Below are 679 nucleotides of genomic sequence, written 5' to 3' on the forward strand. Positions count from 1 at the left end.
GCGTTAACCATCATCATTACCTTAGGCTTACTCGTGGCGATGTTTGTCGAAAGCATTGTGCCAAGTTTGATTGGTACAGGGATTATTGCCTTGTCACTTCCTGTATACTTTGGTATTGAAAAATTCAAGGTAAAAAATATAAAGCGAAAGTAAATAATTAAGATTATTTATAAGCATCTAATGAGAAATCATAGATGCTTTTTTCTTGCCAATTTGTCAATAAATTTGACACCTCTTTAAATTTCAAAAAGAAATTAGTATAATTAACGTAAATGAGCTAAAAATATTATGATAAGCACTTATGTGATTTCATAATAAAAAATTAGGAGGAAACAATGGTTAACAACTATGTATTGGGATTAGATATCGGAGTTACGTCAGTAGGATGGGGAATTATTGATGAGAAACACGAAATTGTGGATGCTGGGGTTCGGTTATTTGAAGAAGCAGATGCATCTGATAATGAAACTAGAAGAGAAAAACGTGGATCAAGAAGAGTGAAACGCAGAAGAAAGCAGCGAATCTTAGAAATGAAAAGGTTGTTAAAAAAAGAAGGATTAATTACTGATTCTTTTGTTCATCTACAAAATCCTTATGCTTTAAGGGTTAAAGGATTGAAAGAAAAACTAACAAGTGATGAGTTAGCCACTGCGCTTTTGCATATTGTAAAGCGTAGAGG

At 32.7% G+C, this 679-nt stretch carries 1 protein-coding gene; it reads left to right on the top strand.

The window, feature by feature from the left end:
* Nucleotides 1–335 precede the first annotated feature (335 nt).
* On the top strand, nt 336–679 hold a 344-nt coding region (gene cas9, locus ABCO64_RS10425; protein ID WP_343089419.1), incomplete at its 3' end, for a type II CRISPR RNA-guided endonuclease Cas9.

This window comes from Methanocalculus natronophilus (assembly GCF_038751955.1).
GTDB lineage: Archaea > Halobacteriota > Methanomicrobia > Methanomicrobiales > Methanocorpusculaceae > Methanocalculus > Methanocalculus natronophilus.